This window comes from Xanthobacter aminoxidans (genome assembly GCF_023571765.1).
Taxonomy (GTDB): domain Bacteria; phylum Pseudomonadota; class Alphaproteobacteria; order Rhizobiales; family Xanthobacteraceae; genus Xanthobacter; species Xanthobacter aminoxidans.
Map to the genome: position 1 here is coordinate 1 of NZ_JAMJXC010000066.1, position 904 is coordinate 904.

General features: G+C 65.7%; 1 protein-coding gene. It reads right to left on the reverse strand.

The window, feature by feature from the left end; all coding sequences use genetic code 11:
- The coding region (locus EJ105_RS27645) for a transposase (protein ID WP_250168889.1) at window positions 1-904 on the reverse strand (904 nt) is incomplete at both ends.

Sequence of the window (904 nt, forward strand, 5' to 3'; positions counted from 1 at the left end):
CGGCGGGGCAGCGATAGGTGTCGGTCTGCGGCTCATGCACGAACATAGCCTTGCCCCAGAAGCCGCGCGCCTGAGCCGGCGATGTGTTGGGCTTGGGCACCATCGGGATGATGCCAGCTTCGGTGCAGGCGCGGATCTGCTCGCCCTCATAGTATCCACGATCTGCCAGGGCGATCATTTCGGCAGCGCCGGTCTCGGCCTGGGCGGCTGAGGCCATCTCCAGCAGATGCGAGCGGTCATGACCGCGGTTGGTCACCGCATTGGCGACGACGATGTGGTGCCGGGTATCGACGGCCGCCTGGACGTTGTAACCGACCACGCCGCGATGATCGCTGCCGGTTGCCATGGCGCGGGCATCCCGATCGGTCAGGGATATCTGCTCATTGGGGGAGGCTTCCAACTGCCGGCCGATCGCCTCGAGTTCGCCAAGGCGCCCGCGCAACGACGCCAGTCGCTCGGTCAGGTGCGCGATGCGCGGCATCGCCGGGCCGGTCTCCGCCATGTCGGTCTCCTCAAGCTCGGCGAGATAGCGCGCGATGCTTTCTTCGACATGGGCCTTCCGGCGCGCCAGCTTGCCCTTGGTGTAGTTCTTCTCGTGCGTGTTCACTGCTCGCAGGCGTGATCCGTCGATCGCGACCAAGCCACCACCGACCAGGCCAAGGGCACGACAGATGGCGACGAAGCGCTGGCACGCGATCTGGATCGCGCTGGCATTGTCGTGACGGAAGTCGGCGATGGTCTTGAAGTCGGGTGCCAGCTTGCCGGTCAGCCACATCAGTTCGATGTTGCGGCGCGCCTCGCGCTCCAGCTTCCGGCTCGAGGTCAGCTGATGCAGGTATCCATAGACATAAAGCTTGAGCATCGTGCCCGGCGCGTAGCCGGGCCTGCCGGTCGATGCCGGCTG